Annotated in this window: 21 protein-coding genes; 16 read left to right on the top strand and 5 right to left on the bottom strand. The window is 72.2% G+C overall.

The window, feature by feature from the left end; translation table 11 throughout:
* Positions 1-56: 56 nt before the first annotated feature.
* A complete protein-coding gene (locus tag BIU90_RS15475; RefSeq protein ID WP_071301125.1) occupies positions 57-1,007 on the top strand; it encodes a DnaJ domain-containing protein in 951 nt (316 codons plus the stop codon).
* Positions 1,008-1,010: 3 nt separating this feature from the next.
* Here the strand turns inward: BIU90_RS15475 and BIU90_RS15470 are convergent, their stop codons facing one another.
* A complete protein-coding gene (locus tag BIU90_RS15470; protein WP_071301124.1) occupies positions 1,011-1,373 on the bottom strand; it encodes an RNA-binding S4 domain-containing protein in 363 nt (120 codons plus the stop codon).
* 34 nt (positions 1,374-1,407) lie between these two features.
* Between BIU90_RS15470 and BIU90_RS15465 the strand changes: the two genes are divergently transcribed.
* Positions 1,408-1,674: a hypothetical protein gene (locus tag BIU90_RS15465; RefSeq protein WP_071301123.1), complete on the top strand. Its 267-nt coding sequence runs from the start codon at positions 1,408-1,410 to the stop codon at positions 1,672-1,674.
* A gap of 86 nt (positions 1,675-1,760) precedes the next feature.
* Positions 1,761-3,005 (top strand): hypothetical protein, encoded by a 1,245-nt coding sequence (locus BIU90_RS15460; RefSeq protein ID WP_071301122.1) that lies wholly within the window; start codon positions 1,761-1,763, stop codon positions 3,003-3,005.
* Here the strand turns inward: BIU90_RS15460 and BIU90_RS15455 are convergent.
* A complete protein-coding gene (locus BIU90_RS15455; RefSeq protein ID WP_254787084.1) occupies positions 3,002-4,528 on the bottom strand; it encodes a S1C family serine protease in 1,527 nt (508 codons plus the stop codon). The two genes, BIU90_RS15460 and BIU90_RS15455, sit on opposite strands and share 4 nt — an antisense overlap.
* A 197-nt stretch (positions 4,529-4,725) precedes the next feature.
* Here BIU90_RS15455 and BIU90_RS15450 point away from each other — a divergent pair, with 197 nt between their 5' ends.
* The 7 genes from BIU90_RS15450 to BIU90_RS15420 all read left to right on the top strand — a co-directional run bounded on the left by BIU90_RS15450 (position 4,726) and on the right by BIU90_RS15420 (position 13,173).
* Positions 4,726-5,721: an iron ABC transporter permease gene (locus BIU90_RS15450; RefSeq protein WP_071301121.1), complete on the top strand. Its 996-nt coding sequence runs from the start codon at positions 4,726-4,728 to the stop codon at positions 5,719-5,721.
* Complete coding sequence (locus BIU90_RS15445; protein WP_071301120.1) at positions 5,718-6,710, top strand: iron chelate uptake ABC transporter family permease subunit; 993 nt, start codon at positions 5,718-5,720, stop codon at positions 6,708-6,710. The genes BIU90_RS15450 and BIU90_RS15445 overlap by 4 nt, the downstream gene beginning before the upstream one ends.
* 252 nt (positions 6,711-6,962) lie before the next feature.
* Entirely contained in the window at positions 6,963-9,425 is a 2,463-nt protein-coding gene (locus BIU90_RS15440) for a glycosyltransferase family 2 protein (protein ID WP_071301119.1), read from the top strand.
* Positions 9,426-9,427: 2 nt separating this feature from the next.
* Complete coding sequence (locus tag BIU90_RS15435; RefSeq protein WP_071301118.1) at positions 9,428-11,011, top strand: chitinase; 1,584 nt, start codon at positions 9,428-9,430, stop codon at positions 11,009-11,011.
* A gap of 236 nt (positions 11,012-11,247) precedes the next feature.
* The gene (locus tag BIU90_RS15430) at positions 11,248-11,727 is read left to right on the top strand and encodes an FHA domain-containing protein (protein WP_071301117.1); all 480 of its coding nucleotides are present in this window, start codon (positions 11,248-11,250) and stop codon (positions 11,725-11,727) included.
* A complete protein-coding gene (locus tag BIU90_RS15425; protein ID WP_071301116.1) occupies positions 11,727-12,431 on the top strand; it encodes a MerR family transcriptional regulator in 705 nt (234 codons plus the stop codon). The genes BIU90_RS15430 and BIU90_RS15425 overlap by 1 nt, the downstream gene beginning before the upstream one ends.
* Positions 12,432-12,612: 181 nt before the next feature.
* Positions 12,613-13,173, top strand: coding sequence for a MerR family transcriptional regulator (locus BIU90_RS15420; RefSeq protein ID WP_071301115.1), 561 nt, complete (start codon positions 12,613-12,615; stop codon positions 13,171-13,173).
* A 638-nt stretch (positions 13,174-13,811) separates the two neighbouring features.
* Here BIU90_RS15420 and BIU90_RS15415 read toward each other — a convergent pair.
* The gene (locus BIU90_RS15415; RefSeq protein WP_056125490.1) at positions 13,812-14,624 is read right to left on the bottom strand and encodes a ParA family protein; all 813 of its coding nucleotides are present in this window, start codon (positions 14,622-14,624) and stop codon (positions 13,812-13,814) included.
* A gap of 60 nt (positions 14,625-14,684) precedes the next feature.
* On the opposite strand from BIU90_RS15415, the gene BIU90_RS15410 reads away from it, so the two are divergent.
* The 3 genes from BIU90_RS15410 (at position 14,685) to BIU90_RS19190 (ending at position 18,865) form a co-directional block, all read left to right on the top strand.
* Entirely contained in the window at positions 14,685-18,095 is a 3,411-nt protein-coding gene (locus tag BIU90_RS15410) for a pyruvate carboxylase (RefSeq protein WP_071301114.1), read from the top strand.
* 1 nt (position 18,096) lies between these two features.
* Positions 18,097-18,600, top strand: a complete 504-nt coding sequence (locus BIU90_RS15405; RefSeq protein ID WP_071301113.1) for a peptide deformylase — start codon at positions 18,097-18,099, stop codon at positions 18,598-18,600.
* Positions 18,601-18,730: 130 nt separating this feature from the next.
* Positions 18,731-18,865: a hypothetical protein gene (locus tag BIU90_RS19190; protein WP_302847398.1), complete on the top strand. Its 135-nt coding sequence runs from the start codon at positions 18,731-18,733 to the stop codon at positions 18,863-18,865.
* A gap of 178 nt (positions 18,866-19,043) precedes the next feature.
* Here the strand turns inward: BIU90_RS19190 and BIU90_RS15400 are convergent, their stop codons facing one another.
* Complete coding sequence (locus BIU90_RS15400; protein ID WP_083404011.1) at positions 19,044-20,933, bottom strand: long-chain fatty acid--CoA ligase; 1,890 nt, start codon at positions 20,931-20,933, stop codon at positions 19,044-19,046.
* A 122-nt stretch (positions 20,934-21,055) separates the two neighbouring features.
* On the opposite strand from BIU90_RS15400, the gene BIU90_RS15395 reads away from it, so the two are divergent.
* Genes BIU90_RS15395 through BIU90_RS15385 form a run of 3 tightly spaced genes read left to right on the top strand, consistent with a single transcriptional unit; the run spans position 21,056 to position 24,218 of the window.
* Positions 21,056-22,009: an ROK family glucokinase gene (locus BIU90_RS15395; protein WP_071301206.1), complete on the top strand. Its 954-nt coding sequence runs from the start codon at positions 21,056-21,058 to the stop codon at positions 22,007-22,009.
* Between the two features lie 38 nt (positions 22,010-22,047).
* Positions 22,048-22,773, top strand: coding sequence for a 1-acyl-sn-glycerol-3-phosphate acyltransferase (locus BIU90_RS15390; protein ID WP_071301112.1), 726 nt, complete (start codon positions 22,048-22,050; stop codon positions 22,771-22,773).
* Between the two features lie 59 nt (positions 22,774-22,832).
* Complete coding sequence (locus BIU90_RS15385) at positions 22,833-24,218, top strand: class II 3-deoxy-7-phosphoheptulonate synthase (RefSeq protein WP_071301111.1); 1,386 nt, start codon at positions 22,833-22,835, stop codon at positions 24,216-24,218.
* A 71-nt stretch (positions 24,219-24,289) separates the two neighbouring features.
* Here BIU90_RS15385 and pknB read toward each other — a convergent pair whose 3' ends face one another.
* On the bottom strand, positions 24,290-26,329 hold the full coding sequence (pknB, locus tag BIU90_RS15380) for a Stk1 family PASTA domain-containing Ser/Thr kinase (protein ID WP_071301110.1): 2,040 nt from the start codon (positions 26,327-26,329) through the stop codon (positions 24,290-24,292).
* Positions 26,330-26,359 lie beyond the last annotated feature (30 nt).

Here is a 26,359-nt window from a genome sequence, read left to right as displayed (position 1 = left end):
GTACCCAGCCGCTGTGCGGCTGACGCATACGGCACGTCCGGTACTGTGCCAGGGCCATGACCGACAGCCCGGCCGACGCCACCCCGTACGAAGTCCTCGGCGTCCCCGCCTCCGCCGACGACGAGGAACTCCGCCGCGCCTACCGTCGCGCGGCCCGCGAGACCCACCCCGACCTGGGCGGCGACGCCGTCCGGTTCCGCCGCGTCCAGATCGCGTGGGAGCGCGTCGGCACCCCCGCGGCGCGCCGCGCCTACGACACGGGATCCCGGCCCGGTTCCGCCCCGTCCGCTCCGTCGGGTTCGTCCAGCGCTTCGGACTGGAGGAGCGGGTCGGCTCGGGACGCCTACGCACCGCCCGCAGGGCGCCGCGACTCCCGCCCCCGCGCCCGCTCCCACGGACACCCCGGCGGGCGGTCGCGCGAGGTCTTCCTCGCTGCCGAACGCGAGTGGGTCGGCCTCGGTGACCCCATCGAGGACCCGTACGACCCCGGACTCATCCGGTCGGCCCCGCGGTCGATCCGTCGACTGCTCGGCGAGGCCCTGGCGGAAGAGGCCACCGCCGCGATCGTCGCCGACATGGGCATCGGTGTCACCGTGTGGCACGACCTGGACGCCGGTGCCGAGGGCAAGCTCGACCACGTCGTGCTCCTGCCGAGCGGGCTGTGGGCGGTCGAGTCGATCGACTGGGGCGGCCCGGTCCGCATCGAGCACGGCGAGGTCGTCGGCGAGACGCTCGAGCCGGGGGAGCGCCCGGTCAAGGAACTCGTGCGCGCCGCCCGTGCCGTGCAGAAGCAGACCCGGGTGCGGTTCACCGGGCGGTTGCTCGTCGTGCCGGACGCCGCGGTCGACGTCGACGTCCAGCTCGTCGGCCCGCAGCGGAAGCCCACGGCGTTCGTCGTCCGGCGGAGTGCGCTCGGGCAGGTGCTGAACGGGGTCTGGTCGCCCGAAGGTGCGGTCGACGTGTTCGAGGTCCGCGACCGGCTCCAGCAGACCGTCCGCTTCGTCTGACGGTCAGTAGCCGCGGAGCTTCTCGAGGTCGCGGCGCTCCCGCTTGCTCGGGCGTCCGGCACCGCGGTCGCGCATCGGCACGAAGCCGGCCTCTTCGCGGGGGAGCCGTGGCGGCGTGCGGTCGTCGAGGTGCTTCGCGGCCTCGGTGGCGCCGACGCGCTTGAGGATGATGCTCTTCACGACGACGATCCGGTCGAAGCCCGCCTGCCGCACGCGGACCTCGTCGCCGGGACCGACCGGCTGCGAGGGCTTCGCGCGTTCGCCGTTCACCTTGACGTGCCCGGCCTTGCACGCGGTCGTCGCGGCGGACCGGGTCTTCGTGATCCGGACCGCCCAGATCCAGCTGTCCACCCGGGCCTTGTCCATGCCCCCACCCTAGGCGCGCCGTACGCTCGGACCCATGGGAGCGGCTGAGCAGGGAGCGGCGGAGCAGGGGGCGATCGCGCGGGTCCTCGCGCTCGCGGTGCTGACCGAGGTCGCGATCGGGGAGCGCGTCGTCGTCCGGGCGCTCGTCGGCGAGGGAGCGCAGGACGCCCTCGGGGACCTCGTCGCGCGGACGCCGGACACCGTCACGATCGACACCCGCCGGGGCCTGGTGGCCGTCGCCCTCGCCGACGTCGTCGCCGCCAAGCGCGTGCCCCCGCCGCCCGCGCCCCGCCCGCGCTGACCCTCGAAGCGCGCCGCGCGCACCGAGACGCCGGACCCCGGCGAGCCGCGACCGACCGGTGCACCCCCGCGTCGTAGCCTTCCGCCATGGCTGTCCCCGTCCCGCTCGGCACCGAGGACCGCACCGCACGCCTCACACTCCACCGTCCCGACGCCTGGCGTCGCGAGGACACTGCCCAGGCCGACCTGCGCGTCACCGGCGACGGCATCGTCCTGACCGTCCGGTCACGACCGAGCGACCGCACGATCGCCGACGAGGACGCCTCGCTGCTCGACCGACTGCCCGGCTCGGTCGACGGGCTGCTGCTCGTGGGCTGCGACGTCTGGACCGGGGTCGGTGCGCCGGCACGCCTGGTCGAGTACGTCCGACCGGACGCCGGCGACGACGCCGACGAGGACGGACGCGGAGCCGTCGCCGGCGCGCACCTGCTCTTCGTGACGGGTCGGCACCGGGTGGACATCACCGTCGAGCGGCCGCTGGCCCTGCTCGACGCCACCGACGACGTGGTCTTCGCGGTGCTGGAGTCCGTTCGGGCGACCGGTCCCGTCACCGCACGCGCCACCCGCGAGCTCGAGGCCCTGCCGTCCCCGCCGCCCGTGCCGGAGATCGCGGGACCGCGGTTGAGCGACGCGGCCCTGACGACCCTGCAGAGCATGGCCGGCCGCCGCTGGAGCCCGACGCTGCTCCGCTCGGCCGCGGGCAAGGAGCTCGTCGACGCCGGCCTGGTCGGCCGCTTCGGCACGCTCCCCGCGACGACGCAGACGCTCCTCGGACCCTGGAGCGGCGACGCCCCGCCGACCACGCTGGAGCAGCACCTGCCCGACGGGCGCGAGTCGCGCCTCCAGGCCTGGACCGGCACGGTCGTCGACCGACCGGACGACCGTGGCTCCGTGGTCGCACCGCTGTCCGCCGAGCGGGTGGTGCAGACGGCGGCCGGGAGGCTCGGTGTCGGCCCGGCGTGGACCTTCCCGTTCCGCACGGGGTCGCTCCGGGCCGACCTGCTCGACCGGCGGCTGGCCGGTGGTGCCGACGCACCCGACCTTCCGGCGGACCTGGCGGAGGCCGACCCGCGCCTGGCCCGCTTCTGGTCGGCGCCGTGGACCGTGTCGTACCTGCGCCGTCCGGGGCGGCCGCGGCCGGTGACGATCGTGCGCGCCGGGGGCATCGGCTTCGCGCGGGTCGGACGCACGGACGCCGGCGCCACCGCGTTCTCCGCGGAGTCGCCGGCGAACGTCTACCGGTCGGTGGTGCGGGCGTTCCTGCCCTCCGGATCGAACGGTGCCGGACCCGCTCGCGTCGGGTCCGGCACTGAGTCCGGCACCGGGTCCTAGAGCGCGGGGCCCGCGGTCAGCGTCACCGTGACGGTCGTGGCCGTCCCGGCGCTGTTCGTGTAGCCGACGGTGACCTGGTCGCCGACCGACTTCGACTGGATCAGCTGCGTCAGCTGCTCGGAGCTCGTCACCGCGGTGCCGTCGACCGAGGTGATCGTGTCGCCCGCGACCAGGCCGGCGTTCGCCGCTCCGGACCCGGCGATGGTGCCGGCGACGCCCACGCCACCGGTGGCCGTCGTGACCTGGACCCCGAGGAACGCGGGGAGGCCGAGCGTGATCGTCCCGCCGGCGTCCCCGGCCAGGATCTTGTCCGCGATCGACTTCGCCGTGGCGATCGGGATCGCGTAGCCGGTGACGTCCGCGGACCCGGACGACGCCGCGGTCGCCATGCCGACGACCTCGCCCTCGGAGTCGAGCACCGGACCGCCGGAGTCACCCGACACGATGTCCGCGACGACCTCGAGCAGACCGGTCAGGGACTCGGTACCGGTGCCGGACTCGCTCTGCACCTGGATGTCCTGGCCGGTGGCCGTGACCGAGCCCTCGGCCGCGACGAGGTTCCCGGTGCCCTCGGCGTTGCCGACGTCGGTGACGCTGTCGCCGGTCTTCGCGCCGCCGTCGTCGTCGAGCTTGACGGTGGACAGGCCGGAGGCATCCCGGAGCTTGAGGACCGCGACGTCGTTCGTGGCGTCGGCCCCGACCACGTCGGCGGTGTACTCCTTCCCGGTGGTCTCATCGGTCACGGTGATGCTCGTCGCGCCCTGGATGACGTGGTTGTTCGTCAGGATCGTGCCGTCGGAGGTGAGCACCATGCCGGTCCCGGCCGCCTGCGTCGACGCGTCGTAGCCGATCACGGTGTTGATCGTGACGACGCCCTTCTTCTGGGCGGCGGTCGCGGGGGTCGCGGGGGACTGCGTGCTCGTGCCCGTCCCGGAACCGCTGCTGCCGCTCCCGGTACCGTCGCCCGGCACGGTGAACCCGTTCGTGCCGCTGCCGTCGGTGCCGCTCCCGCTCCTGCTGCCCGTTCCCGGCAACGTCGAGCCCTGCGACTGGCTCGAGGTGGTCTGCGTGCCGTGCGAGGACAGGCCGAGCGCCGTGCCCCCCGCTGCCCCGAGGATCGCCAGTGCCGCGATGCCCGAGCCGATCATCAGCCCGAGCTTCCGCTTCTTCGTGCCGGGGTGCGTGCCGAACGCGCCGCTCCAGCCCTGCGGGGCGTGTGCGGTGTGCGGCGCGTGTGCGGTGTGCGGCGCGTTCGCGGCGTGCGGTGCGGCGTGGGCCCAGGCGCCGACGCCGGCGAGTGCCGGGCTGCCGATGAGGTACGGGCCACGGCCGTCGGCGGCGTAGGCGTACGGGCCGGAGCCGTCCGGGGCGTAGAGGTACGGACCGGAGCCGTCGAAGGCGTAGGCGGGGCGCAGGGTCGTCGGGTCCGCGTGCGGCGCCTCCCACGTGGAGCGGGGTGCTGCGTCCTGCGCGTCGATCGGCGTGGTGCCCGGTTCGGCGTCGGGGTTCGGGGTCTCGTTCATCGGTGCTCTCCGGTCGCTCTCGACGTCCCGGTCGGGCGTCGATGGGTACGAGTACAGGCCCGGAACCCATGACGAGCCTATGAACCGGCCCTGCGTGCGCTCACGACTGGCTCGGCGATCACCGAACAGGGGTCCACGTTAGGGTTGCCTCACCCCTCATGCGTTCCTCGTCGCCCGCGCCACCGGCGCCCAGCTCCGTGCCCCGACTCGTCGGCACGACCGTCCTCGCGGTCGTCGTGCTCGCCGTCGCGGTGGCGCTGAGCATCGCGTTCGGGTCGCGGCCGATCCCGCTCGGCACGGTGCTCGACGCCGTGCTGCACCCGGGCCGCACTGACGAGGTCGGGCTCATCGTGCTCGGCAACCGTGTGCCCCGGACCCTGGTCGGCCTGCTCGCCGGCGCGGCACTCGGCGTCGCCGGCGCGGTCATGCAGGGCGTGACGCGCAACCCGTTGGCCGACCCGAGTGTGCTCGGCATCAACTCGGGCGCGGCGCTGGCAGTGGTCGCCGGCATCGCCGTCTTCGGCATCAGCGGCACGGCCGCGTACCTGCCGTTCGCCTTCGTCGGCGCGGCCCTCGCCGCACTGCTGGTCTACGGCATCGCCTCGGTCGCGCGGCGGGGGCTGACGCCGGTGGGGCTGGCACTGTCCGGCGCCGTGGTCGCGGCGGCGCTCGCCTCGGTCACCACCGCCGTGCTAGTGACGAGCCAGAGCCTGCTCGACCAGCTACGGTTCTGGCAGGTCGGCGCACTCGCCGGCAAGGACCTCGGCACGGCCGGTGTCATCACGGTGCCGGTGCTCGTCGGGCTGGTCCTCGCGTTCGCGCTCGGCCGGTCGCTCAACACCCTCGCGCTCGGCGACGAGCTGGCCGCGTCGCTCGGGCAGCGGGTCGTGATGGTCCGCGCGCTCGGGGGCGTCGTCGTCGTGCTGCTCGCCGGGTCGGCCGTCGCCGCCGCCGGACCCATCGCCTTCATCGGGCTCGCCGTGCCGCACGCCGTCCGTCGCCTGAGCGGCCCGGACCACCGCTGGACCATCCTGCTGTCGGCCGTCGTCGCCCCCGCGCTGCTCCTGGTCGCCGACGTCGTCGGGCGCGTCGTCGCGTACCCGGGGGAGCTGCAGGTCGGCATCGTCACCGCCCTGATCGGCGCGCCCGTGTTCATCGCGCTCGTGCGGTCGAGGGCGGTGAAGGGCCTGTGAGGACGCGCCTGGTCGGACCCCGCCGCGAGCTCGTCGTGCTCGGGTCGGTGCTCGTCGTGCTGGTCGCCCTGGTGCTCGTCGGGCTGGGCGTCGGTGAGATCCCGCTCGCGCCCGGGCAGGTCGTCGCGGCACTGGTCGGGCACGGCGACACCGTGTCGGACTTCGTCATCGGCCAGCTCCGCGGTCCCCGGACCCTCGCGGCACTGCTCGTCGGGGCCAGCCTGGGCGTCGCCGGGGCCATCGTGCAGAGCGTCGTCCGGAATCCCATCGCCAGCCCCGACGTGATCGGCGTCACAGCGGGGGCGAGCACGTCCGGACTCACGGCCATCGTCCTGTTCGGAGCGTCGGGGGCTGCGCTGTTCACCACGGTGGTCGTCGGTGCGCTCGTCGTCGCCGCCGTGATCGGTGCCCTCGCATGGCGCCGGGGGATCACCGGCAACCGCGTGGTCCTGGTCGGCATCGGCGTGGCCGCGATGGCGCTGAGCGTCACCGGGTGGCTGCTCACCAGCGGCTCCGTGCAGCAGGCCGGCACCGCGCTGCTGTGGCTCTCCGGCAGCCTGAACGCCGTCGACAGCGGGGTCGTCGCGCTGCTCGGCATCGCCTTCGTGGTGCTCATGGTCGCCGCGCTCGTGCAGTCCCCGCGGCTGACGGTCCTGACGCTCGGTGACGACGTCGCGTCCGCCCTCGGACTCCGCCCCGACCGGGCCAAGGTCCTGCTGCTGGTCACCGCCGTCTGCCTGACCGCCGCGGCCGTCGCCACCGCGGGGCCGGTGGCGTTCGTCGCGCTGATGGCCGCACCGATCGCGCGGCGCCTGGTGGGCGGAGGCCGCGTCGCGCTCGGCCCGGCCGCCGCGATCGGAGCGGCGATCACCCTGTCGAGCGACCTCGTCGCACAGTTCGCGATCCCGGGCACAGCGTTGCCGGTCGGCGTCGTCACCGGCGTCGTCGGTGCGCCGTACCTGCTCTGGCTGCTGGCCCGTGGGCGCTGACCCGCCCGCCTACGCGACGCGCGGGCGCTGGCCCGCCTCGAGCTGGGGCCGGAACGCGCCCGCCGGAGCCGCACCGGGCCTGGCGTCCGCACCGTCCCCGCATGCGTGTTGCGGGTTGCCGCACAGCAGGGCCCAGACCCCCCGTCCGGGTGTCCGCATCCCCCGGAGTGTCCCCCTAACGTCGGACCGAACCGGACACCCGACAGCACGCGAACCCGATCGCACGCTGGTCCGGACGAACGAAGGACACCCATGCCCGAAGAGTTCGACGTCGCGCCCGTGCGCCGTCGGCAGTGGGGTTCCGAGCGGCGTACCCACCCGCTCGACACACTGCACGCCCGCCCCTCCGACCGGAAGCTCGTCGCCGGTCGCATCGCCGTCATCCTGACCATCGCGTTCTGGCTCGCGTACGTCGTCTACACCGTGATCCGCCAGTTCCTGGACTCCGGCACCGAGAGCTTCCGCTTCACCACCGAGGCGCTGTCGTACCTGGTCGTCGTGACGTTCCTGACGTTCTCGGCGCTCATGCACCTCATCGCGCGGCAGGGTGCGCTCGAACGCTTCGCCACCCACGTCCGGGTCCCGCGCGCCGAGCTCGACCGGCACTTCGCCGAGGGCCACGACGTCCCGCTCACCGTGCTGGTCCCGAGCTACGCCGAGGAGCCCGAGGTCGTCGCGACCACCCTGTGGTCCGCCGCGCTGCAGGAGTACCCGTCCCTGCGCATCGTGCTGCTCGTCGACGACGCCCCGTTCCCCACCGACCCGGCCGTGCTCGCCAAGCTGGAGCAGACCCGGGCCGTCGCCGCGGGCATCCAGACCCAGCTCGCCCCGGCGGCCGAGCGCTTCCAGGAGGCGCTGCTGTCCGCCGAGGTCGAGGCCTCCCACACGCCCACCGCGACCGTCGAGTCGCTCCGCACCCTGGTGGAGCACCACCGCTGGGCCGACGCCTGGCTCCGCCGCCACGCCCGCGAGCACGACGTCGTCGACCACGTGGACCACTTCTTCCGGGACCAGGTGCTGGTCGGACTCGCTGACGAGTTCCGCCTGACCTGGGAGGCCCTCGAAGCGGCGATCGACGACGCGACGGCGGCGGCCGACGCGGCGGCCGCTGCCGGCGATGCCGCTGCCGGTGGCGCCGCGGCCGGTCCGGTGCTGTCGGAGATCCCGTCGTCCCGCGTCGTCGAGCTGCAGCGCCGCCTGGCCTGGACCTTCACGGCCGAGATCACGACGTTCGAGCGGAAGCGCTTCGCCAACCTCTCTGACGAGGCGAACAAGGCGATGAACCTCAACGCCTACCTCGGGCTGCTCGGCGGTGCGTACGCGTTCGACGAGACCGCCTCGGGCACGATCCTCCGCACGGTCAGCGACCCGGACACCGCGGACCTGGTCGTGCCGGCGTCGGACTACGTGCTCACGCTCGACGCCGACTCGGTCCTGCTGCGCGACTACTGCCTGCGCCTGGTCTACTTCCTCGAGCAGCCGGAGAACGCCCGCGTCGCCGTCACCCAGACGCCGTACTCGTCCTTCCGCGGCGCCGCGACCCGCATCGAGCGGCTCGCCGGCGCGACGACCGACATCCAGCACATCCTCCACCAGGGCATGTCGCGGCACAACGCGACCTTCTGGGTCGGTGCGAACGCCGTCATCCGCACCCGGGCGCTCCGCGACATCGAGGAGATCGAGACCGTCGGCGGGTTCGAGGTGAAGCGCTACGTGCAGGACCGCACGGTGATCGAGGACACCGAGTCCAGCGTCGACCTCGGCATGCACGGGTGGACCCTCGTGAACTACCCGGAGCGGCTGTCCTACAGCGCGACCCCGCCGGACTTCGGCTCGCTCATCGTCCAGCGTCGGCGCTGGGCCAACGGCGGTCTGCTGATCCTGCCGAAGTACCTGCGGCAGGTGCGCGAGCGCCGCGCCCGTGGGGAACGCGTCGGCATCGTCGAGCTGTCCCTGCGCGTGAACTACATGGCGTCGATCGCGTGGGGCTCCCTCGGACTGATCTTCCTCCTGGCCTACCCGTACGACTCGCGCCTGCTCAGCCCGATGGTGCTGCTCGCCGCGCTGCCCTACTTCTGGCTGTTCAGCAGTGACCTCAAGGACTGCGGCTACAAGCGCACCGACATCCTCCGCATCTACGGGTTCAACCTCATCCTGATGCCGGTCAACGTCGCCGGGGTGCTGAAGAGCGTCCAGCAGGCGTTGACGGCGAAGAAGATCCCGTTCGCCCGCACGCCCAAGGTCCGGGACCGCACGGCATCGCCCGCGCTCTACGTCCTCGCACCGTTCGCGATGGTGGCCTTCTCGGTGTTCACGTTCCTGCGCGACGTGCACGCCGGCAACTGGGGCAACGCCGTGTTCGCGGCCTTCAACGCCCTGCTCGCCACGTACGCCATCGTCGCCTACATCGGACTGTGGAACGCGGTCGTGGACGTCTTCCTCTGGGCGACGTCCTGGATGTTCTACGACCCGTCCGCCCGTGCCGCGCGACGGGCTGCCCGCCGGGACGCCCGTGCGACCCGTCGAGCCGTCCGCCGCGGTCGGACCCCCGAGCTCCTGCCGGGCACCGAGGACTGGCGCGCCGTGCTGTACTTCGGCGACCGCGGGCGCACGATGCCGAACCACCACCACGCGGACGTCGTCGGAGCGGGCACGGGCAGCAGCCCCCGCGGCCGGGTCACCACCTCCGCCCCGAACGAGAAGACGGCCGCCTGACCATGTCGACCACGAGACGCCTCTCCCCGCTCCGCGTGTCCCTCGCCGCCGTCGTCGCGATCGGCCTGGTCGCTGCCGGCTACGTCGGCTTCGACCGCTGGCAGTCCGCCCAGGCGACGGAACCCCAGCACGCCTGGTTCGCCGCCTACACCGACGTCACGGCCACCCCGACCTTCGCGTTCGAGGACCTCAAGAGCGCCAAGGGCCGCGCCGTCATGCTGTCCTTCGTCGTCGCCGACCACGACGCCGGCTGCACCCCGACGTGGGGCTCGTACTACTCGCTGCAGGGCGCCGCGGACCAGCTCGACCTCGACCGGCGCATCGCCCGACTGCAGCAGCAGCAGGGCGCGGTCGGGGTGTCCTTCGGCGGCCTGACCAACGACGAGCTCGCGACGACCTGCACGGACGCCGGCGACCTCGTCGACGCCTACGCCGCCGTCGTCGACCGCTACGACGTCAGCACGGTGGACTACGACGTCGAGGGGGACGACCTGACGAACCACGCCGCGGGTCAGCGGCGCGCCGAGGCCGTCGCCACCCTGCAGCGCGAGCGTCGGGCAGCCGGACACCCGCTCGCGGTGTGGCTGACCCTGCCCGTCGCCCCGTCCGGGCTGACCAGCGACGGCACCACCGCCGTCGCGCAGTTCCTCGAGGCCGGGGTCGACCTGGCCGGCGTCAACGCGATGACGATGGACTACGGCGACGCCAAGGGCTCGAGTCAGAGCATGTACTCCGCCTCGGTCCAGGCGCTGCAGGAGGTGCACCGGCAGCTCGGCGTGCTGTACACCCGCGCCGGCACCCCGCTGTCGAGCGGGACGCTGTGGCACAAGGTCGGCGCGACGCCGATGATCGGTCAGAACGACGTGCGGGACGAGGTGTTCACGATGGCCGACGCAGCGAAGCTCAACACCTGGACCCGGCAGCAGGGCCTCGGCCGGATGTCGATGTGGTCGTTGAACCGCGACACCACGTGCGGGTCGAACTACGTCAACCTGTCGACGGTGTCGGACTCCTGCTCGGGTGTCGACCAGCACGGCGTGCTGTTCGCCGACGTCCTGGGCAAGGGGTACCGGGGCGGGATCGTCGCCGCGGCCTCCGGGGTGACGACGGCCGAGCCCTCCGCCACCGTGCAGCCGACGGACGACCCGAAGACGAGTCCGTACCCGGTCTGGAGCGCCGACGCGTCCTACCTCGAGGGCACCAAGACCGTGTGGCACCACAACGTCTACCAGGCGAAGTGGTGGACCTCGGGCGACCTGCCGGACGACCCGGTGCTGAGCGCGTACGAGACGCCGTGGCAGCTCATCGGTCCGGTGCTCGAGGGTGAGAAGCCGGTCCAGCCGGTCACGCTGCCGAAGGGCACGTACCCGGCCTGGTCGGGGACCGCGACCTACGACACGAGCGACCGCGTCCTGTTCCAGGGCGTCCCGTACCAGGCGAAGTGGTGGAACACCGGGAACTCGCCGCAGGCCTCCACGAGCGACCCCGACGGCTCGCCCTGGGTGAAGCTCAAGGACGCCGAGATCAAGCAGATCCTGCAGGCCCAGCAGGACGGGACGGCCCTGCCGACGGGTGCGGCCGGCTGACGTGCGCAGTGACGGACGGGAGGCTCCCCACCGGACACGACCGACCCGCCGCTGGCGCGTCGGTCCGGAACCGGCCGGCGTGGGCCCAGGTGCCAGCTGGCACCGACCCTCCCGTCCGCATGATGGGGGACCCGCGTGTCCGCTGGTCGCGGACAGGGGGTGTCACCCGTCCACGGGGCTCTCGACGAGGCTCGCGTTTCCGATACGCTTGGACGCCAAGAGGAGGAGGTCCACCGATGCCAGATCCAGTGGTCCCGCAGCCCGAGGGACAGAAGACCCCGGAGCAGCGGCTGGTCGACACGACGCTGACCTTCAGCATGGAACTCGGGGCGGCACTGACGCCCGAGTCCGGTGTCTCGCCCGAAGAACGTGACGCGATCAACGCGCTGCCGTCCGGCTCCGCCCTGCTCGTCGTCCGCCGCGGCCCCAACGTCGGGGCGCGGTTCCTGCTCGACTCCGACGTCACGACCGCCGGCCGTCACCCCGACGCCGACATCTTCCTCGACGACGTCACGGTGTCGCGCAAGCACGCGCAGTTCCTGCGGCAGGGCACGTCGTTCACCGTCAAGGACAACGGCTCGCTCAACGGCACGTACTTCGACGGCGAACGCATCGACGAAGCAGCGCTCACCGACGGCGCCGAAGTCCAGGTCGGCAAGTTCCGCCTGACCTTCTACGCGTCCCGCGTCGACCTGGCGCGCCTGGCGAACGCGTAGTGGCTGCGCGCTCGGCCGCGGTGCGGTCGGGTCTGCCGGCTGCGGACCTGCTGACCATCGGGCAGGTCCTCGCCCGGCTCAAGCCGGAGTTCCCCGACCTGTCGAGCTCGAAACTGCGGTTCCTCGAGGAACGCGAGCTCGTCACGCCCGTCCGGACCGCCAGCGGCTACCGCAAGTTCTCGGCGGCCGACGTCGAGCGGCTGCGGATCGTGCTGGGACTGCAGCGCGACCACTACCTGCCGCTCAAGGTCATCAAGGAGTACCTCGCCGACCTCGACGCCGGGCGAGAGCCCGTCCTGCCGGGCGGCGGAGACGGTCCCAAGCCGTCGATCCTCGGCGGCGAGAAGCGCTACTCCCGCGACGACCTCGTGCGGGCTGCCGGCGCGTCGCCGATGCTGCTCACCGATGCGGTCTCCGCGTCGCTGCTGCCCGCGTCGGACACCTTCGGCGAGGACGCGGTCGTCGTCCTCAAGGCCCTGGTCGAGCTCCAGCGCACCGGCATCGAGCCGCGCCACCTCCGCACCTTCCGCGGCACTGCGGAGCGCGAGGTCGGGCTGATCGAGTCGGCGTTGATGCCGGTGTCGCGCCGCGGTGACGCGACCTCGAAGGCCAAGGCGCTCGAGGCCGCGCGGGAGATCGCCGGGCACCTCGAGGTCATCCGCTCGAACCTGATCCGCGCCGCGATCGGGCGGATGGACGCATGAGCGCGGTCGGTCCCGTGCCTGTCGCGCGGTCGGTCGGCGGGCGTATCCTCGACACGCCGGACGCGCCGTGGCGGATGTCCCGCGCCGGAGCCGTCGGAGTCGCTACCGTGGACCTCGGCACAACTCTCAACCCGTCGTTGAAGCTTCGGGAGAGGGCTCGAACGTCCTGGAAGGCAGTCCAATGAGTGGGAACGAAACCCCCGGTACCCCGTCAGACATGACGCGGTACGACCTCGGTCTGCTCTTCACCGACGGCCTGCCCGAGCACGACGAACAGAACGGCTACCGCGGCACCGTCGCCGCCAAGGCCGCCGGCATCAGCTACCGCCAGCTCGACTACTGGGCACGGACCGAGCTCGTCGAGCCCACGATCCGCGGCGCCGCCGGCTCCGGGTCGCAGCGGCTCTACGGCTTCCGCGACATCCTCGTGCTCAAGCTCGTGAAGCGCCTGCTCGACACGGGCATCTCGCTGCAGCAGATCCGCACCGCCGTGAACCAGCTGCGCGAGTCCGGCGTGTCCGACCTGGCGCAGACCACGCTGATGTCCGACGGTGCCTCGGTCTACCTGTGCACCTCCGACGACGAGGTCATCGACCTGGTCTCCCGCGGGCAGGGCGTCTTCGGCATCGCCGTGGGCAAGGTCCTGCGCGAGGTCGAGAGCTCCCTGGTCGAGCTCGACGCGACGCCGGCGGCCGACCCCGCCGACGAGCTCGCCGCACGCCGGGCGACGCGCGCGTCCTGACCCGCGCGCGGGCGCGAGGCTGCCCGGCCGCGCGTCACCCCGCGCCGGAGTCCCTGCGCCCGACCGAGGTTCCACAATTCCGGCATCTCGACGGGCGGAACCGGTCGAATGCGACACCTCGGGGAACGTGAGCGGCACGTCGTGGCACCGCAGTGGTCGCAGCAGGCTCGCCGCGCCCGCGCCCACTGCGTCGGCTGTCGGCTGTCGCCTGTCGGCCGCATCCTGAGTCGTCGAAGTCGCGCAACCCGCCGTCCGCGCGTCCTCGACGTCGCACTTCCCGCCGGTAGCAGCGGGTCTGAGCGGCACTCGGTGCGACGTCGCCGAACGCGAGCGGCGTGTTGTGAGACCGCGAGCGTGCTGCGCGCGAGGCTCGTACGAGCGTCGGACTCCGCCTCGTACCGGGCCGCCCGACGGCAAGTAGCAGATCGCGGATCTCGTGCTGCTCGTCAGTCGCGCAACACGCCGTCGGCGTGACGCCGAGATCGCTGAGTCGGCCGTCCGCGAGCGGAGCAGCCGACGGTTCCTGCGACTTCGGCGGTCGTGAGCGGCGTGTTGCGCGACTTCGGCGCGGGCCACCCACACGCACGGAGCGCCCCGGTCCACGCGGGACCGGGGCGCTCCGTCACGTCAGGCGCGGGTCAGGCGGGGGCGCCGTCCGCGTAGGGACCGATCTTGCCCGTGCGCATGATGCGCTCGAGCAGCTGGTCGAAGTTGCGCGCCATCTCCTGCGCGGACTCGCCGGGCCACACGTGCAGGGGCTTCGCGGCACCCTGAGCCTGCTGCAACGAGGTGCGCTCGGGCAGCTGCGGCGAGAGCACCAGCGGGCCGAACATGTCGCGGAGTTCCTTGATGCGGAACTGGTGCTCGAGGGACTGCACGCGAGCCCGGTTGACGATGATGCCGAGGGGCTGCAGGCGGGGGGAGAGCCCGCGTCGGATCTCCTCGATCGCGCGGAGAGCCCGGTCGGCGGCCGCGACGGAGAACAGGCCCGGCTCGGTGACGACGGTCACGCGGTCGGACGCGGCCCATGCCGTGCGGGTCAGGGCGTTGAGCGACGGAGCGCAGTCGATGAGCACGAGCTCGTAGTCCTGCTCGACGTTCGCCAGTGCTTCTTCGAGCTTCCAGATGTCGCGGATGCTGGGGTGCGGGCCGTCGAAGTTGATCGCCGAGGGGGACCCGACCAGGACGTCGATCTTGCCCTGCGATCCCTTCGTCCAGCCGGACGGCGCGATGGCCTGGCGGACGATCTTCTCCTTCGGGTTCTCGAGCACGTCGGCCACGTTGAGGTGCCCCGCGATGTTGATGTCGAGACCGGTGGAGACGTCGGACTGTGGGTCCAGGTCGACGACCAGCGTTCGCAGGCCCTTGGCGAACGCGGCCGAGGTCAGACCGAGTGTGACCGTCGTCTTGCCCACACCGCCCTTGAGAGAGCTCACGCTGAGTACATGCACGTTGAGCAACGTTACCGCCACTAGGGTTGTCCCACCTGACCCAGCGCTGAAAGGGCCCGCGTGTTCCGCAAGATCCTGGTCGCCAACCGTGGCGAGATCGCGATCCGTGCCTTCCGCGCGGCGTTCGAGCTCGGCGCCCGCACCGTCGCCGTCTACCCCTACGAAGACCGCAACTCGCTGCACCGGCTCAAGGCGGACGAGGCCTACCTGATCGGGGAGCGTGGCCACCCGGTGCGCGCCTACCTCGACGTGTCCGAGATCGTCCGCGTGGCGCGCGAGTCCGGCGCCGATGCGATCTACCCCGGGTACGGCTTCCTGTCCGAGAACCCGGACCTGGCCGCCGCTGCCGAGGCCGCCGGCATCACGTTCATCGGTCCTGGGCAGCACGTGCTCGAGATGGCGGGCAACAAGGTCACGGCCAAGGAACACGCCATCGCCGCGGGGGTCCCCGTCCTCGCCAGCACCCCGGCCAGCCGCGACGTCGACGAGCTCGTCGCCGGGGCGGACGCGATCGGCTTCCCGGTCTTCGCCAAGGCCGTCGCCGGTGGTGGTGGACGCGGCATGCGCCGGGTCGAGACGAAGGACGAGCTCCGTCCCGCGCTCGAAGAGGCGATGCGCGAGGCCGACAGCGCGTTCGGGGACCCGACGATGTTCCTCGAGCAGGCCGTCCTGCGTCCGCGGCACATCGAGGTGCAGATCCTGGCGGACGCGACCGGCACCGACGCCGGCACGATCCACCTGTTCGAGCGGGACTGCTCCGTCCAGCGTCGCAACCAGAAGGTCGTCGAGATCGCCCCGGCGCCGAACCTCGACCAGTCGATCGCCGCCGCGCTGCACCGTGACGCCGTGGCCTTCGCGCGCTCGATCGGCTACGTCAACGCCGGCACGGTCGAGTTCCTGCTGGACACCGTCGGCGAACGCGCCGGCCAGCACGTCTTCATCGAGATGAACCCGCGCATCCAGGTCGAGCACACCGTGACCGAAGAGGTGACGGACGTCGACCTCGTGCAGTCGCAGATGCGCATCGCCGCGGGGGAGACCCTGGCGGATCTCGGGCTGTCGCAGGACACCGTCGCCCTGCACGGTGCCGCGCTGCAGACGCGCATCACGACCGAGGACCCGACGCAGGGCTTCCGTCCCGACACCGGCCGCATCACGACCTACCGCAGCCCGGGCGGTGCCGGCGTCCGACTCGACGGCGGCACGGTGGCCACGGGCGCGCAGATCAGCCCGCACTTCGACTCGATGCTCGCGAAGATGACCTGCCGCGGGCGGGACTTCCCGGCCGCGGTCACCCGAGCCAAGCGGGCCCTCGCCGAGTTCCGCATCCGCGGGGTCAGCACGAACATCCCGTTCCTGCAGGCCGTCCTCGACGACCCGGACTTCGCGCGTGGAGACGTCTCCACCGCCTTCATCGGCGAACGCCCGCAGCTGTTCAGCGGCCACGTGTCGAAGGACCGCGGCACGAAGATCGTGAACTGGCTCGCCGACGTCACGGTCAACAAGCCGAACGGCGAGCGTGGTGCGCAGATCGTCGACCCGGCGCTGAAGCTCCCGCACGTCGACCTGACCACCGCACCGCCGGCCGGGCAGCGGCAACGACTGCTGGAGCTCGGACCGGCTGCGTGGGCGCAGGCACTGCGCGAGCAGATCCCGCTCGCGGTCACCGAGACCACCATGCGCGACGCCCACCAGTCGCTCCTGGCGACGCGCGTCCGCAGCAAGGACCTGGTCGCGGTCGCCCCGTACGTCGCCCGTCTGACCCCGCAGCTGCTCAGCACGGAAGCCTGGGGCGGCGCGACCTACGACGTCGCGCTGCGGTTCCTCGGCGAGGACCCGTGGGAGCGCCTGGTCGCGCTGCGCGAGGCGATGCCCAACATCCCGATCCAGATGCTGCTGCGCGGCCGCAACACCGTGGGCTACACGCCCTACCCGACCGAGGTCACCGACGCCTTCGTGGCCGAGGCGGCGGCCACCGGCGTCGACGTCTTCCGCGTGTTCGACGCGCTCAACGACGTCCGAGCGCTCCGTCCCGCCCTGGAGGCCGTGCTCGCCACCGGCACGGCGGTCGCGGAAGCCGCGCTCTGCTACTCCGGCGACCTGCTCGACCCGAGCGAGGACCTCTACACGCTCGACTACTACCTGCGTCTCGCCGAGCAGATGGTCGACGCCGGTGCCCACGTGATCGGCATCAAGGACATGGCGGGCCTGCTGCGGGCCGGCGCGGCCGAGAAGCTCGTCACCGCGCTGCGCGAGCGCTTCGACCAGCCCGTGCACGTCCACACCCACGACACCGCCGGCGGCCAACTCGCCACGCTCCTGGCCGCAGCGCGCGCCGGGGCGGACGCGGTGGACGTCGCCGCCGCACCGATGGCCGGCACGACCAGCCAGCCGAGCATGTCCGCGCTCGTGGCCGCCCTGGCGCACACCGAGCGCGACACCGGCCTGTCGCTCGACGCCGTCGGTGACCTCGAGCCGTACTGGGAGGCGGTCCGCCGGGCGTACGCGCCGTTCGAGTCCGGACTCGCCGGCCCGACCGGGCGCGTGTACAAGCACGAGATCCCCGGCGGGCAGCTGTCGAACCTCCGTCAACAGGCGATCGTGCTCGGACTGGGCGACCGCTTCGAGCAGGTCGAGGACTGGTACGCCGAGGCGAACCGGATCCTCGGGCGCCCGACCAAGGTGACCCCGTCCTCCAAGGTCGTGGGCGACCTCGCGCTCCAGCTCGCCGCGGTCGACGCCGACCCGGCCGACTTCGAGCAGAACCCGCAGCAGTACGACATCCCGGACTCCGTCATCGGCTTCATGGCCGGCGAACTCGGCGAGCTGCCCGGCGGCTGGCCGGAGCCCTTCCGGTCGAAGGTGCTCGCGGGCCGGAACGTCACGCCGACGATCACACCCGTCCCGGACGACGAGGCGCCGCACCTGGCGACGCCCGGCCCCGACCGCCGACAGGCCCTCAACCGGCTGCTCTTCGAGGCGCCCACCCGGGCCTTCCAGCAGGTCCGCGACGAGTACGGTGACCTGTCCTCGGTGTCGACCGTCGACTACCTGTACGGCCTGCGTCCGGGGGAGGAACACGTGGTGCCGCTCGGCCGTGGCGTGGACCTGTTCGTCGGCCTCGAGGCGATCGGCGAGGCGGACGAGCGCGGCATCCGCACCGTGATGGCGACGCTCAACGGCCAGCTCCGTCCGGTCGCCGTCCGCGACCGGTCGATCCAGGTCGAGACGAAGGCCGCCGAGAAGGCGGACAAGACCGTCCCCGGCCAGGTCGCGGCACCGTTCTCCGGTGTCGTGACGCTCAAGGTCGCTGTCGGTGACGTCGTCGAGGCCGGCGCGGCCGTGGCGAGCATCGAGGCGATGAAGATGGAAGCGGCCATCACGACCCCCGTGGCGGGGACCGTCGGCCGACTCGCGATCCCGGTGACCCAGCAGGTGGACGCCGGAGACCTCCTGGTGGTGCTGCAGTAACGTGACCGTCCGTCCCATCCGCCTCTTCGGCGACCCCGTCCTCCGTTCGCCCGCCGACCCGGTCGCACCGTCCGCCTTCGGGACCCAGGGCCTCCGCGACCTGGTGCGGGACCTCGTCGACACCGTCAAGGAGCCCGGCCGTGCCGGTGTGGCCGCACCGCAGATCGGCGTCTCGCTGCGCGCGTTCTCCTACAACGTCGACGGCGAGGTCGGCTACGTGCTGAACCCCGAGGTCGTCGAGGTCGGCGGCGAGCCCGAGCTCATGGACGAGGGCTGCCTGTCCGTCCCCGGGCTGGCCTACCCGACCAGCCGTCACCCCTACGCCAAGGTGCGTGGCGTCGACGTGGACGGTGAGCCGGTCGAGCTCGAGGGCACCGGTCTGATGGCCGAGGCCCTGCAGCACGAGGTGGACCACCTCGACGGCACCGTCTACGTCATGACCCTGGCCCCCGAGACCCGGCGTCAGGCCCTCCGCGACATCCGCACGCAGGACTGGTTCCACTGACCGTTCGGCTGCGGTTCACCGCACGATCGTGACACCCGGACGCGGGATTGTCGCCATGTCCTGACGAAGCGGTACCGTATCCGGGTCGGACACCCCGCCGACACGGTCCCCCACCCCCACAGGACGCACCATGGCCCCCCAGAACGACGAGCTCAGCTCGCACCGCACCCGCACCAACCGGCGCCCCGAGCCGGCCACCACGACCACGGCCGCGACGGCCGTGCTCGAGCCCACGGACGCGCCGGAGCAAGCCGCCGCCGTCTGACCGCGGTCGGTGTTCCGACCCCTGGAGGCCCGGTGCCGGTCCCAGGGACCGGCACCGGGCCTCCCGTCGGTTGCGATCCGACCCATCGCGCGCGGCATCGAAAGTCGAATCGCGCGTAGCCGGTCGGAAGAACCGACCCGCTCCGCGCGATTCGACCTCCTGCGCGAGATCCGACCCGCTAGGCGCGACCGCGACGGCGTCCCTGCACCACCGGCGTCGCCGTGGTCTGCACCTCCGAGCCCGAGTAGATGTGCTCGACGTCGGCCGCGAAGTCCCGCATCACGACCGCCCGCTTGATCGTCAGCTTGGGCGTCAGGTGCCCGGACGCCTCGGTCAGCTCGGTGTCGAGGACCGTGAACGACCGCACCGACTCCGCCCGCGAGACCCGGTTGTTCGCCGCGTCGATCGCCTCTTGCACCGCACGGTGCACGCGCTCGTCGTAGGCGGCCTCGTGCGGGGACAGCGCGGGGGTGATGCCGTGCGAGGCGCACCAGCCCGGCAGCATGTCGCGGTCGAGCGTGACCAGGGCCGCGACGAACGGCTTCGCCTCACCGACCACGACGACCTGCCCGATGAGCGGGTGTTCGCGGATGCCGTCCTCGAGCGGTGCCGGGGCGACGTTCTTGCCGCTCGCGGTGACGATGAGCTCCTTGGCGCGACCCGTGACGGTGAGGATGCCGTCGCCGTCCAGCTGCCCCAGGTCGCCGGTGCGGAACCACCCGGCCGCGAAGGCCTTCTCGGTCGCCTCGGGGTTGTTCCAGTAGCGGTCGAAGACGTCCACCCCGCGGATCAGGATCTCCTGGTCCTCGGCGATGCGGACCTCGACCCCGGGCAGGGCCCGTCCGACCGAGCCGATCCGGAGCTCGCCCGCGCGGTTCACGGTGGCGGGCGCGGTCGTCTCGGTCAGGCCGTAGCCCTCGAGGATGCGCACGCCGATCGAGCGGAAGAAGTGCGACAGTCGCGGTGAGAGCGGTGCGGACCCGCTGATGGCGTACTCGCACCGACCGCCGATCGCGTCGCGGAGCCTGGCGTAGACGAGCCTGTCGAACAGCCGGAAGCGCAGGCGCAGCGCGAGCGGGACCTTCCCGGTGGCCAACGCCTCGGAGTGCGCGACGGCGGTGGCGGCCGCAGCGCGGAACACCCGCCCCTTGCCGCCGAGGTCCGCCTTCTGCTCGGCGGAGTTGTAGATCTTCTCGAACACGCGCGGGACGGCGAGCAGGAACGTCGGCTTGAAGGTCGACACGGCTTGCATCAGGTCCTTGGTGTCCGGCTCGTGCCCCACGAGCACGCCGGTCGAGATGCTCATCACGGCGATGAACCGCGCGAAGACGTGTGCCAGCGGGATGAACAGCAGCGTCGAGGAGCCCTCCGCGACGACCTCGGGCATCGCGACCGTGGCACCCTCGACGGTCCCGGTGAAGTTGTCGTGCCGCAGGACACAGCCCTTCGGCCGCCCCATCGTGCCCGAGGTGTAGATGATCGTCGCGTCGTCGTGGCCGTGCACGGTGGCCGTCCGGGCGTCGAGCTCGTCGTCGGTGACGTCCTCGCCCAGACGGGTCAGGTCGTCGAGCCCGCCGCCGTCGATCGTCCAGTGCTGTCCCAGGTGGGGCAGGTCGGGCGCGATGCCGGCGACCCGGCGAGCGTGTTCCTCCTGCTCGACCACGATCGCCACGGCCTCGGAGTCGCCGAGGATCCAGCGGACCTGGTCGGGGGAGCTGGTCTCGTAGACCGGCACCGAGACGAGTCCGGCGGTCCAGACCGCGAAGTCGACCAGTGTCCACTCCAGCCGTGTCCGCGAGAGGATCGCGACGTGCGCGCCCGGTTCGAGTCCGGCGGCGACGAAGCCCTTGGCGATGCCGCGGACCCGGCGATCGACCTCGGCGGCGCTGATCGTGGTCCAGGCGTCCCCGTGGCGTTCGGCGAGGATCGGTCGGTCCGGGGTCGTCCTGGCCCGGTCGGAGAGCAGGCGTGCTGCCGATCCGTGGTCCGGGGCCGCCGGCGCCGCGCTCTGCTGCGAGGTGCTGGCCTGGTGTGACTCGCTGGTGGGTGCGGGTCGCTGATCGTTCACGGCAACTCCCTTGTCGACCGGTTCGATGACGAGTGCGTCTCACGTTGACGGCTCTGATCCCAGCATAGAGGCGGATGTCGCACGTTCGATGTGCACGCACTGAACCGGTAGGCTCGGTGCTCGTGCATGCCATCGGAATCGACATCGGGGGCACCAAGATCGCGGGAGCGGTCGTCACGGAGCTGGGCGAGATCGTCGCCGAGGACCGCGTCGCCACGAACGCTGCGGACCCGGACGCCATGCTGGACGACGTCGTCGCGATGGTCTCGCGCCTGCGTGCCGGCAACGAGGTCGAGGCGGTCGGCGTCGCCGCGCCCGGCTTCATCGACGCCTCGCAGTCGATCGTCTACTACACGCCCAACATCCGCTGGCGGAACGAACCCCTCCGCCAGAAGCTGCAGCAGCGCCTGGGCGCGCTGCACATCACCGTCGACAACGACGCGAACGCCGCCGGCTGGGCGGAGTTCCGCTTCGGTGCCGGTCGGCTGGTGTCGGACATGACGATGCTCACCATCGGCACCGGCGTCGGCGGGGCGATCGTGACCGAGGACCGCCTGTTCCGCGGCGGCTTCGGCACCGGCGGCGAGATCGGCCACCTGCGCATCGTGCCGAACGGCCTGCCGTGCGGGTGCGGTGCCCGCGGCTGCATCGAGCAGTACGGCTCCGGCCGCGCCCTGCAGCGCATGGCGAACGACGTCGCGGACGCCGGCGGCATCGGCGTCGCTCTGGCCCAGGCCCGCGACGACAACGGCGGCCAGCTCGACGGCGCGGTCGTCGGCGACCTGATCCTGGCTGACGACCCGGGCGCCCTCGCAGCCCTGCGCCGCCTGGGCCGGCACCTCGGCGAGGCCTGCGCGTCGCTGTCCGCGGTGCTCGACCCGCAGCTGTTCGTGTTCGGTGGCGGTGTCGCCAGCGCGGGGGAGCGCCTGCTCGACCCGATCCGCCAGGCGTACCTCAACAACCTGCCGGCGCGCGGCTACCACCCGGAGCCGGACTTCGTGATCGCCGAGCTCGTCAACGACGCCGGCGTCGTCGGCGCGGCGGACCTCGCGCGCATCCACGCGCGGACCGCCTAGGCCCCCGTCCGCTCGCGCCACCCGATACGGAGTCGACGATGCTCTACTGGCTGCTGAAGAACTTCCTGCTCGGCCCGCTCATCCTCACGCTCTTCCGACCGTGGGTCGTGGGCCGCGAGCACGTGCCGACCTCCGGGCCGGTCATCTTCGCGTCGAACCACGTGTCGTTCATCGACTCGGTGATCCTGCCCGCCGTGCTCGACCGCCGGATGTCCTTCCTGGCCAAGAGCGACTACTTCACCGGCCGTGGGCTCAAGGGCTGGGCGACCAAGACGTTCTTCAACGCGATCGGCCAGCTGCCGATCGACCGGTCCGGCGGCAAGGCGTCCGAAGCGTCGCTCCGCACCGGGCTGCAGGTCCTGGCGCGCGGAGAGCAGCTCGGCATCTACCCCGAGGGCACCCGCAGCCCCGACGGCAAGCTCTACCGCGGTCGGACCGGCATCGCGCGGATGATCCTCGAGGGGCGCGTCGTGGTCGTCCCGGTCGCCATGATCGGCACGCGTGAGGTCCAGCAGATCGGCCAGCGCTTCCCCAAGTTCAAGCGCGTCGGTGTCGTCTTCGGCAAGCCGCTCGACTTCTCGCGCTTCCAGGGCTTCGAGACCGACCGCTTCATCCTGCGGAGCGTCACCGACGAGGTCATGCACGAGCTCGCCGGCCTGAGCCGCCAGGAGTACGAGGACGTCTACGCGACGAGCGTCAAGGAGCGTGCGAGCACCGCGCGCGAGCAGGTCATGCGGGAGCGACGCAGCACGCCTGCACGCTAGGCTGATGTGGTCCTGACGCCCCGTCCGGACCCCGCCACGAACGAACCCGAGGTACCACCTTGTCCGAGTCGACCGACTTCGTCGCCCTGCAGGAACCGGACGCGATCGACGGCTTGGACCATTGGCGCACCCTCCCCATCAAGCAGCAGCCGACGTGGCCGGACCAGGCCGCGGCGGAAGCCGCCTCGGCCGAGCTCGCCACGCTGCCGCCACTCGTCTTCGCGGGCGAGGTCGACCAGCTCCGCGACCGGCTCGCCGCCGCGGCGCAGGGCAAGGCGTTCCTGCTGCAGGGCGGTGACTGCGCCGAGACCTTCGCCGGCGCCACCGCGGACTCCATCCGCGACCGCGTCAAGACGATCCTGCAGATGGCCGTCGTGCTGACGTACGGCGCGTCGATGCCCGTCGTCAAGATGGGCCGCATGGCCGGGCAGTTCGCCAAGCCGCGCTCGAGCGACTTCGAGACCCGCGGCGACGTCACGCTGCCCGCGTACCGCGGCGACATCGTCAACGGCTACGACTTCACGCCGGAGAGCCGTCAGGCCGACCCGCGCCGACTCGTGCAGGGCTACCACACGGCTGCGTCGACGCTGAACCTGGTCCGGGCGTTCACCCAGGGCGGGTTCGCGGACCTGCGCCAGGTGCACTCCTGGAACAAGGGCTTCGCGTTGAACCCCGCCAACGCCCGCTACGAGCACCTGGCGCAGGAGATCGACCGCGCGATCCGCTTCATGGCGTCGTGCGGCGCGGACTTCGACCAGCTCAAGCACGTCGAGTTCTACGCCTCGCACGAGGGCCTGCTCATGGACTACGAGCGCCCGATGACCCGAATCGACTCCCGGTCGGGCCAGGCGTACGACACGTCCGGGCACTTCATCTGGATCGGGGAGCGCACCCGCGACCTCGAAGGGGCCCACGTGGACTTCCTGTCCCGCGTGCGGAACCCGATCGGGGTCAAGCTCGGCCCGACCACCACGGTCGCGGACATGGAGGCCCTGATCGAGAAGCTCGACCCGGAGCGCGAGCCCGGGCGGCTGACGTTCATCACCCGCATGGGCGCCGGCAAGATCCGTCACGAGCTGCCGAAGCTGCTCGAGGCCGTCAAGGGCATGGACGCGAACCCGCTGTGGGTCACGGACCCGATGCACGGCAACGGGCTGACGACGCCGACGGGCTACAAGACGCGCCGCTTCGACGACGTCGTGGACGAGGTCCTCGGCTTCTTCGAGGTCCACCGCGAGGCGGGCACCTACCCGGGCGGCATGCACGTCGAGCTCACGGGCGACGACGTCACCGAGTGCCTGGGCGGCTCGGAGCAGATCGACGAGGCCACCCTCGCCACCCGCTACGAGTCCCTGTGCGACCCGCGCCTGAACCACATGCAGTCGCTCGAGCTCGCATTCCTGGTCGCAGAGGAACTGGGCGCGCACCCGTACCCCGCGCGCTAGCCGCGCACCCACCAGACAGGAGGCCCGGTGCCAGCTGGCACCGGGCCTCCTGTACGTGGCGGCGACCGCCGCTACTGGTCGTAGGACAGGCGGATCGTGTCGCCCTTGTGGACCGTCGCGTTCGCGCCCGGGTCGGTGCCCTTGACCGGCAGGGTCGACTTCCAGTCGTAGAAGCCGCACAGCACGTTCGTGCAGTCTGGGTACGAGACCTTGAGGCCCAGCGCCTCGAGCGTCGAGGCAGCCTGGTTGATCGTCTTGCCGTGCACGTCCGGCAGGGTGATCGGCGCCGGGCCCTTCGAGACGACGAGGTCGATCGCGGTGCCCCGGACGACCGGGTCGGCCTCGGCGGTGGCGGAGATGACCTGGCCGGAGGGGACGTCCTCGTCGTACTGCTCGGTCTGCTTCCCCACGGTGAGGTCGACCTGCTGCAGGGTGGCCTGCGCGTCAGCCGCGGACTTGCCGGCCACGTCCGGGACGGCGCCGAGCGACACGGTCAGTGTGACCGGCCCGCGCTCCCCGTACTCCTGCACGGTGGACAGGTCGATCGCGGAGCCGTCGGTGGCCCGACCGGTCGCGGCGATGACCGTGTCCTTCGGGACGTCGGCGGAGAACTGGTACTGCGGGTCCTGCAGGTCGAAGTCGTCGTCGAGGGCGGCCTGGGCCGTCGTGACGGACTGCCCGACGATCGCGGGCAGCGTGATCATCCGCGGGCCGTTCGACACCAGGATGACCACGGGGGTGCCCTTGCGGACCTCGCGCTTCGCTGCGGGGGCGGTCGCGGAGACCTCGCCCTTCGCCACGACCGCGTCGAACCGCGTGCGGGTCCGGTCGGCTGCGCGGAGCCCCTCGGCCTCGAGCAGCTGCCGTGCCTGGGACACCGTCTTGCCGGCGACCTCGGGGATCCGGACGTTCCCGCCCGGACCGGGCCCGAACCACCAGCCGACGCCGGCGCCGACGACGATGAGCACGACGACGACCACGAGCGCGATCCAGCCGCGCTTGGACCGCTTGGTCGCCTTGTCGGCGAGACGCTGGCTGGCGGGGGAGAGCGCACCCGGGGCCTGCCCGGTGCGGCGCGGGCCCGGTGCGTTCCGGCCACGCCCGGTCGGACCGGTGGCGCGCCCGGTCGGGCCCGTCCCGGCCTGTCCGGTCCCGCCCTGGGGCGGGATCACGGTGGTGGCGTCCGTCGCCTCGGGTCCGGGGGCACCGGCCGGGAGGATCGCGGTCGCGTTCTCGGGACGCAGCACGGCCGTGCGGTACTGGCCGGTGGCGCGCTGCTGGTTGCCGTTGATGTGCTCGAGCATCTCGCGCGCGTCGCGCGGACGGTCGTCCGGGTCGCGTGCAGTCGACCACGCGACCAGGTCGTCGAGCTCGGACGGCACGCCCGGCACCAGGAGGCTCGGCGCGGGCACGGTGTCGTGCGCGTGCTGGTACGCGATCTGCATCGGCTGCTCGCCCTTGTAGGGCTGCTCGCCGGTGAGCATCTCGTAGAGCATGATGCCGACCGCGTAGATGTCGCTGCGCGAGTCGGCGGCGCCGCGGGTGACGAGCTCGGGGGAGAGGTACGCGATGGTGCCGAGCAGCGCGGCCCCGGTGGCGGTGTTCTGCGTCGACGCGCGGGCGAGGCCGAAGTCGCCGAGCTTGATGCGCCCGTCGTCCGCCAGCAGCACGTTCTCGGGCTTGAGGTCACGGTGCACGATGCCGGCACGGTGCGCCGATGCCAGGCCGGCCAGCACCGCACGCAGGATGTCGGTCGTCTGCTCGGGCGTCAGGGCACGGTGCTCCTGCAGCAGGTCCCGGAGCGTGATGCCCGGGATGTACTCCATGACGATGTAGGCGGTGTCGGCCTCGGCGCCCTGGTCGTAGACGCCGACCAGGTTCGGGTGCGAGAGCCTGGCGGCCGACCGGGCCTCCTGGATGAAGCGCTCGCGGAACGCCGCGTCGTCGGCCAGGTGACCGTGCATGATCTTGATCGCGACCCGGCGTTCCAGACGCACGTCGGTCGCCAGGTACACGGTCGCCATGCCGCCGCGCGCGATGCGGGATCGGACGCGGTAGCGCTGATCGATCATCCGACCGATCATCGGGTCCGTGGCGGCGTTCGTGGTCATCGGCGGCATTCTACGAAGCGCGCCTGCACA

This window comes from Curtobacterium sp. MCBA15_001 (genome assembly GCF_001864835.1).
Lineage (GTDB): Bacteria > Actinomycetota > Actinomycetes > Actinomycetales > Microbacteriaceae > Curtobacterium.
This window is presented reverse-complemented; position numbering and strand designations above follow the sequence as displayed.

Excerpts from the sequence above, each read along its gene's own strand:
- BIU90_RS15475 (WP_071301125.1), top strand. The coding sequence starts at position 57 with ATGACCGACAGCCCGGCCGACGCCACCCCGTACGAAGTCCTCGGCGTC.
- BIU90_RS15470 (WP_071301124.1), bottom strand. The coding sequence starts at position 1,373 with ATGGACAAGGCCCGGGTGGACAGCTGGATCTGGGCGGTCCGGATCACG.
- BIU90_RS15465 (WP_071301123.1), top strand. The coding sequence starts at position 1,408 with ATGGGAGCGGCTGAGCAGGGAGCGGCGGAGCAGGGGGCGATCGCGCGG.
- BIU90_RS15460 (WP_071301122.1), top strand. The coding sequence starts at position 1,761 with ATGGCTGTCCCCGTCCCGCTCGGCACCGAGGACCGCACCGCACGCCTC.
- BIU90_RS15455 (WP_254787084.1), bottom strand. The coding sequence starts at position 4,528 with ATGAACGAGACCCCGAACCCCGACGCCGAACCGGGCACCACGCCGATC.
- BIU90_RS15440 (WP_071301119.1), top strand. The coding sequence starts at position 6,963 with ATGCCCGAAGAGTTCGACGTCGCGCCCGTGCGCCGTCGGCAGTGGGGT.
- BIU90_RS15435 (WP_071301118.1), top strand. The coding sequence starts at position 9,428 with ATGTCGACCACGAGACGCCTCTCCCCGCTCCGCGTGTCCCTCGCCGCC.
- BIU90_RS15430 (WP_071301117.1), top strand. The coding sequence starts at position 11,248 with ATGCCAGATCCAGTGGTCCCGCAGCCCGAGGGACAGAAGACCCCGGAG.
- BIU90_RS15420 (WP_071301115.1), top strand. The coding sequence starts at position 12,613 with ATGAGTGGGAACGAAACCCCCGGTACCCCGTCAGACATGACGCGGTAC.
- BIU90_RS19190 (WP_302847398.1), top strand. The coding sequence starts at position 18,731 with ATGGCCCCCCAGAACGACGAGCTCAGCTCGCACCGCACCCGCACCAAC.
- BIU90_RS15390 (WP_071301112.1), top strand. The coding sequence starts at position 22,048 with ATGCTCTACTGGCTGCTGAAGAACTTCCTGCTCGGCCCGCTCATCCTC.
- pknB (WP_071301110.1), bottom strand. The coding sequence starts at position 26,329 with ATGACCACGAACGCCGCCACGGACCCGATGATCGGTCGGATGATCGAT.